General features: G+C 69.2%; 7 protein-coding genes. 1 reads left to right on the plus strand and 6 read right to left on the minus strand.

Annotated features, from left to right (window positions below):
- From ABT116_RS37975 to ABT116_RS37990, 4 genes are all read right to left on the minus strand, one after another.
- On the minus strand, window positions 1-268 hold a 268-nt coding region (locus tag ABT116_RS37975; protein ID WP_351643943.1), incomplete at its 3' end, for an NAD(P)-dependent oxidoreductase.
- Between the two features lie 288 nt (window positions 269-556).
- Window positions 557-1,216: a HisA/HisF-related TIM barrel protein gene (locus ABT116_RS37980; RefSeq protein WP_351643945.1), complete on the minus strand. Its 660-nt coding sequence runs from the start codon at window positions 1,214-1,216 to the stop codon at window positions 557-559.
- Between the two features lie 43 nt (window positions 1,217-1,259).
- The gene (gene pdxA, locus ABT116_RS37985) at window positions 1,260-2,249 is read right to left on the minus strand and encodes a 4-hydroxythreonine-4-phosphate dehydrogenase PdxA (RefSeq protein WP_351643947.1); all 990 of its coding nucleotides are present in this window, start codon (window positions 2,247-2,249) and stop codon (window positions 1,260-1,262) included.
- A complete protein-coding gene (locus ABT116_RS37990; protein WP_351643950.1) occupies window positions 2,246-3,448 on the minus strand; it encodes a four-carbon acid sugar kinase family protein in 1,203 nt (400 codons plus the stop codon). The genes pdxA and ABT116_RS37990 overlap by 4 nt, the downstream gene beginning before the upstream one ends.
- 110 nt (window positions 3,449-3,558) lie before the next feature.
- Here ABT116_RS37990 and ABT116_RS37995 point away from each other — a divergent pair, with 110 nt between their 5' ends.
- Complete coding sequence (locus ABT116_RS37995) at window positions 3,559-4,461, plus strand: LysR substrate-binding domain-containing protein (protein ID WP_351643953.1); 903 nt, start codon at window positions 3,559-3,561, stop codon at window positions 4,459-4,461.
- A gap of 367 nt (window positions 4,462-4,828) precedes the next feature.
- Here ABT116_RS37995 and ABT116_RS38000 read toward each other — a convergent pair whose 3' ends face one another.
- Complete coding sequence (locus ABT116_RS38000) at window positions 4,829-6,313, minus strand: NAD-dependent succinate-semialdehyde dehydrogenase (protein WP_351643956.1); 1,485 nt, start codon at window positions 6,311-6,313, stop codon at window positions 4,829-4,831.
- 55 nt (window positions 6,314-6,368) lie between these two features.
- Window positions 6,369-6,815: ABC transporter permease (locus tag ABT116_RS38005; RefSeq protein ID WP_351643958.1), on the minus strand; the 447-nt coding region annotated here is incomplete at its 5' end.

The following is a 6,815-nucleotide window of genomic DNA, read 5'->3' on the forward strand; positions in this document are numbered from 1 at the left end:
GGGTCTGCACACTGCGGAAGACCCGGGTCTCGCCGCCTGCGGCACTGCGGTCGTGACCTGGCGCGAACCGGTCGTAGCCCACGACCTCGGCACCCCGGGCCGCCAGCCGCCAGGCGGCCTGGCTGCCCATCGTTCCCACGCCGACGACCGCGACGCGCTTCCTCGCAGCTGACACAGGACTTTCCTTTCGTGACGCCGGGCCGCAAGCTGTGCCCGAGCGTGAGGATGCTTTGTGGCGGCTTGGAGGGGGCGCGCCCTTGGGGCCCAAGGGTCGTGTTCGTCCCGGGTTCGGGGACCCGTCTCCGAACCCGAACTTCCTTGTGCCACAATGTGGTATGCTGTGCTATTATCTGGCACAGAGAATGGCACTGGCTCCGGGGGGAGTCAAGAGGTCCAGCGGATGGCCGCGTGACTCGACCTCACTTCGCCCGTGACCTTGACCGGTCATCGTGCAGGGCGGATGCCGGTTCATCCCGAACCGCGAAGCGGTGACCACGTCCCCACGTATGGGGAAGCTCCGCGTCTCCTCGCTTCTGGGTTCCCGGGGCGGCTCACGCTACAGACTCACCACGGGGGCCAGTTGGGACCGGAGGGTGCCGGCGTGAGGCTGCAAAGAGCCGTCGAAGGCGGCGGACCCGATGGTGAAGGCGTCGGCTCCTGCTGATGCGAGCGTCTGTATCTGGTCGGTGTCGCTGATCGAGCCGGCGACGACCAGACGGCCGGTGGTGGCGGCGCGGGCGGCGCGAACCAGGTCGAGAGGATCGGCATCCGTGGCGCGGTACGCGAGGAGGTCGACGCCGGCGCAGCCCGCGGCCTCCGCTCGTCGGCAGTCATCGGCGATGCGGTCCGGGGTGCCGGCGAGCCGGGTGGGGTGCCCCAGGGGTTCTCCGGCGAAGGGCAGGTAGCCGATGGACGTGCCGTGCAGGAGGTGGAGGGTCTCCTCGATCCAGGTGCCGCCCATCAGCCAGTCGACGCCGAGTTCGGTGGCCGTCCGTACCGAGGCGAGGGCCTGGTCCCGGTCGATGCTGACGACCTCGAGGTAGGTGGTGGCGCCCATGTTCTTGATGCGGGTGTGGAGCTTGGCGAGGGTGTCGGGGTCGACACCGATGTCCTTGAATCCGATGTGGGTGATGCCGAGGTCCTCGATGGTGTCGAGGACTTCGAGGCAGTCGGTGACGGTGCGGTCGTCGCGGGTGAGCATGAAGATGAAGTCCATGGTGTCCTTCTGTTTCCTTGCCGGGCTGATGTGAGTCGGTGAGTCAGGGGCGGTCCGGTGCCCCTGAGGACAGGCGGTCGGCCTGGGTCAGGGCGGCGAGCAGGCTGGTGTGGTCGGCCGTGCCGAGACCGGCGATGTCGAAGGCGGTGCCGTGATCGACGCTGGTGCGGACGAAGGGCAGGCCGATGGTGATGTTGACGCCGTGTTCGATCCCCAGGTACTTGACGGGGATGAGGCCCTGGTCGTGGTACTGGGCGACCACGGCGTCGAAGGCCCCGGCGCGGGCTCGCATGAAGACGGTGTCGGCGGGCCAGGGTCCGCTGGCCTGGATGCCTTCGCTCTGCGCGGTCTGGATGGCGGGGGTGATGATGTCCAGGTCCTCACGCCCGAACAGGCCGTTCTCCCCTGCGTGGGGGTTGAGGCCTGCGACGGCGATGCGGGGGACGGGCAGGCCGCTGCGCTGGAGTGTGCGGTGGGTGAGTCGGATGATGTCGAGTACGCGCGGGGTGGTGATCGCGTCGATCGCGGTGCGCAGTGACTGATGCACGGTGACCAGGACGATCCGCAGTTCGTCGGTGGCCATCATCATCGCGTAGTCCGTGGTGCCGGACAGATCGGCGAGGATCTCGGTGTGCCCGGGGTAAGGGACGCCGGACATGCGCAGTGCTTCCTTGTTGATCGGCGCGGTCACCAGAGCGCGTACCTCGTGGGCCATCGCGAGCTGGATACCGCGGCGGACGTACTGGAAGGACGCCGCTCCGGCCCGGGCATCGAGTGCGCCCCAGGGCAGGTCGGCCGGAAGGCCGTTCTCGGCAAGGACGTCCACCGTGCCGGGTGCGAACTTCGCCTGGTCGACCGATGAGATGGGGTGGAGTGCGAGGTGGGTGCCGGCGATCTTGTCAGCGCGGGCGAGGACGTCCATGTCGCCGATGACGACGACGGGCACCGTGCGCCGGGCATCGGCGCACGCTTTGAGGGTGATCTCGGGGCCGATTCCGCAGGGGTCGCCCATCGTGATGGCGATCGGGGTCATGCGTGCTCTCCTGGGTCGGGACGATGTCGGATGAGGTGGCACAGGCGCAGGAGCATGGCGTCGTCACCGAAGCCGCCCGCCTTGATCACCACGGGAAGGTGGAGTCGGCCGACCAGGGATCCGCGGACGACGCCGGGTTCCGGTTCGTCGAGCAGGTCGATGCCGGTGGCACCCAAGGGCTGGAGAACGGTGGTGGCCGTTTCTCCCCCGGTGATGACGAGTGCGTCGACCGTGTGGTCCTCGGTCAACGCCTGGACGACTGCCGCCTGAGAGCGGGCGAGTGCCTGTGCGGTGTGCGGCGTGTGGCGTTCATCGGGTGTCTGCAGCGTGAGGACGGGGGCCGTCAGGCCTCGCAGCGTCTCCACGGCCGGGGCCGGATCGACGCTGACGGTGACACCCTGGACGTCCACCCTGGTGTGCAGCTCGGCCAACTGCCGTCGGGTCGCAGGGTTGGTGCTGCCGACCACGATCAGCGGGCGTCGGACCGGTGGTGGCGGGGCGAGCAGTGACGCAGCGCTGTCCGAAGCGCGTGCACACCTTCGGGCCAGGGCGGCTGCCAGACCTGGGGAACCGACCCACAACACGTCGTCAAGTCGTGGCACCGCTGCCACCAGACGGTCGAGGTCGCCGTCTTCGGCTGCGGAGTAGACGATGAGGTCACCGTTCGCGATCAGTTCGGGCAGCTCGGCTGCCCGGTCTGGCTGCCCTGGAACGGCCTCCGGGAAGAGCGTGGCGAGGTCCGAGCACCGCACGGGGTGTACCGGGTCGCGGGCGTAGTCGCTCTGGTGGACCGGTACGCCCCGCACGTACTGAACCCCCTTCACCGTCATCCTGCCCTCCGCGGGGAAGGCCGGAGCGATGACGACGGCCCGCCTCCGCGATCCCGCCCATGCGGCCCGGACCTCTGCCGTGACATGACCGCGCAGAGTGGAATCCACCGTTTTGAAGAGCAACTCGGAGCCGGCGAGCAGGCGGGCCGCCCGCCGCGTACGCGAAGCGGCGGTCTCCTCGTCCAGGACCCGGCTCCCGAGGTCCACCGCGCTCACGCCCACGGTGTGTGGCGGCATGCTTGTTGGGGTGGTCAGCAGGATCCGGGCGTCGTGGCCCACCTGGCGGAACGGCGCGGCCCCGTCCCCTGCGCTGGTGAGATCATCCGCCAGGATGGCGATACGCCGCCGCACGTCGTCGCGGAATGTCATGCCCCACCTCTCTGTCCGCCACTTTTGTCTGTGACCAGATCAATAGTCGTTCAGATGAAAGAGCAGGACAAACGATTCATTCTCACAGGACCTGTGAGTAGAATTCACGCATGCGATGGTCGGCCCTTCCTCCTCTGAACACGCTGCTGCCCTTCGAGGCGACCGTCCGCCACGCGAGCATGACCGCGGCGGCGCAGGAACTGCACGTCACGCACGGCGCGGTGAGCCGACAGATCCAGAACCTTGAACGGTCCCTCGGAATATCGCTGTTCGAGCGACAGACGCGCGCCCTGCGCCCGACCCCTCAGGCTCGCCAGCTGGCGGCCGTCGTCCGGGACGCGCTCGATCAGATCGATGCGGCAGCCCGGCAGATCTCACACCGCACACCCGCAGGACCGCTCACCCTCTCGTGTGAGCCCACACTCCTGATGCGGTGGCTCATTCCCCGGCTCCCCGATCTGGCCGTGAACGTGCCGGACGTCGCCGTCCACCTGTCCGCAGGCGGCGGCCCTGTCTTCTTCGAACGGGACGACATCGACCTCGCGATCCGCCGGGACGACTTCCCGTTCCCCGAAGAGGCAAGCAGGACCCGCTTGTTCGCAGAGCGGATCGGACCCGTCTGCCGGCCCGATCTCGCGACCCGCCTGACCGGCGCCGCCGGCGTATGGCAGGTAACCCTTCTGCACACCGATACACGGCCGCAGGCGTGGGACGACTGGCGACGTATCACCGGCATGAAAGCAGAGCCCGCCTCTCAGCAGACCCTGGAACACTTCTACCTGACCCTCCAGGCCGCCGCGGCCGGCGTCGGTGTCGCAATCGCCCCGTATGCAGTCGCCCGCGACGACCTGGAGCGAGGGCAACTCGTCGCACCCTTCGGTTTCGTCCCCGACGGCACCAGCTACCACCTCCTCAGCCGTCGATCACCCGAGCAGGACGGACGCGTCCGCCGGCTGACGGCATGGCTGCGGGCCCAGACGAGCCGGCTCGAAAACGATTCCCCACCAGTGTGACCACTGGACCCATCGCACCTTCGTCTGCTGGACGATGCTGGCGGCCTGGCGGCCTGGCGGCCTGGCGGCCTGGCGCCCGAGTCGACACCAGCGCGGAGCCGTCCACGGCCTCACCCGGATGGCCGCGAAGAACGGGCAACCTCAACACCACGCCGGGAGCGGCTGATCGGCATCTGGGAGTTGTCCTCCCAGATGCTCCGTATGCGTTCCAGTGACGCCCCTTTCCCCAGGCCGTCGCAGGAGCCCGGCGGCCACCCGGAGCGGACTTGGCCGCGCCCGCCAGTGGACGTCGCGGAAGGGATCGTCACCGCGATCACCGCGTTGCCCGGCCCGGGCGCGGGCGAGCCACGCGCTCGTGTCGGCTTGCTCAGGTGTTGAAGCCGGGCATCGACAGGTACTTGAGCTGCTGGTACTCGTGGAGGCCTTCCGGCCCGCCTTCGCGGCCCAGACCGGACTGCTTGACCCCGCCGAAGGGCGCCGCGACCTCGGAGACCAGGCCGCGGTTGATGCCGACCATTCCGGCCTCCAGACGGGCGGCGACCCGACGGGCGCGGTCGATGTGGGACGTCATCACATACGACGCGAGGCCGTGCTCGGTGTTGTTGGCCACCGCTATGGCCTCGGCCTCGGTGGAGAACCGGTGGATGGCGGCGACAGGTCCGAAGACCTCCTCGTGCATGATCGCGGCGTCGGCGGGGACGTGGTCCAGCACGGTCGGGGCGGCATAGTGACCCGGCCCGTCGGGGATGTCCGCCTGGCCGACGACGACGGCACCGCGGGCCACCGCGTCCTCGACAAGGTGACGGACCTTGTCCACCGCGCGGTGGTCGGCCAGCGGGCCGAGCTCGGTGTCCTCTCGGTCCGGGGCACCCACCCGGATGGCGGCGATCCGTTCGCCCAGCGCGGCGGCGAACGCGTCGGCGATGCCCTCCTGGACGAGGAACCGGTTGGCGCCGACACAGGACTGGCCGCCCAGACGCATCTTCGCGATCATCGCTTCGCGGACCGCGAGGTCGAGGTCGGCGTCGTCGAAGACCAGGAACGGCGCGTTGCCGCCCAGCTCCATCGAAGTGCGCAGCACCCGGGCACCGGCTTGCTGAAGCAGCAGCCTGCCGACCGGGGTGGACCCGGTGAAGGAGAGCTTGCGCAGCCGGGGATCGGCCAGCAGCGCCGTACTGACTGCGGCCGCGTCACTGCTGGTTATCACAGTCAGGACACCTGCGGGCGCACCGGCCTCACGGGCCAGCTCTCCGAGGACCAGTGAGGACAGCGGGGTGAGCGCGGCCGGCTTGAGCAGGGCGGTGCAACCCGCGGCCAGGGCGGCGGCGACCTTGCGTGCGGCCATGGCCAGCGGCACGTTCCACGGAGTGATCAGAAGGCAGGGCCCGACCGGTTCGGCGACGGTGACGATGTGGCTCCTGCCGTCCGGGGAAGGTGTGCTCCTCCCGTGCGGGCGGACCGCCTCCTCGGCGTACCAGCGGAAATAGGCCGCGGCGTAGTCGACTTCGCCCCGCGCTTCGGTGATGGTCTTGCCGATCTCCAGGCTGATGATCCGGGCCAGACGCTCACGGTGCTCGGTCATGGCGTCGGTGATCCGGTGCAGGACTCTCGCGCGGCCTCGGGGGCTGGTGAGGGCCCACTGGTCGGCGGCCGCGGCCGCCGCGTCCAGTGCCTTCACCGCGTCTTCAGCGCCGCAGTCGGCGACGGTGGCGATGACTTCCTCGGTCGCGGGGTTGCGCACCTCGAAGGTGCGACCATCGGTGGCGGGTTGCCAGTCGTGGGCGAGGAAGCCACGGGGGACGGATTCGAGGACTGCCGACTCCCCTGAGGGAGCGGTGAGAGTGTCAGTCATGCGCGCGGCTCTTTCGCTGATCGCAGGATGTTGAGAGGGCACGATCGGTGGGTGGTCATACGGCTTCGCCTCCGGGGTTGGCGACGCCGACCGTGTTCTCGACCGAGAGCAGGGATTCCTGCCGTCCGGAGCCGAGCCAGCGCACCAGGGCCACCAGGCCCAGGGCGAGGATCGCGAAGGCGATGAGGATCGCGCTGACCGCGGTCACGCTGGGGTCGATCTCGAAGGTGAGGGAGTTGTAGACCTGCACCGGCAGGGTGACGGTGTCGACCGAGGAGAGGAACTGGGAGATGTAGAACTCGTCGAAGCTGGTGATGAAGGAGAAGATCGCCGCCGCGATCATTCCCGGCGCCGCCAGGGGAAAGGTGATCTTCCGGGCGATGGTGAGGCGGCCGGCGCCCATGCTCGCCGCTGCGTCCTCCAGCCGTTCGTCGATCCCGCGCAGGGTGGCGATCAGGATCAGGACCGCGATCGGTGAGGCGAGGACGGTGTGGCCGAGGGC

The organism is Streptomyces sp. NPDC002130, from assembly GCF_040296465.1.
Taxonomy (GTDB): Bacteria; Actinomycetota; Actinomycetes; order Streptomycetales; family Streptomycetaceae; genus Streptomyces.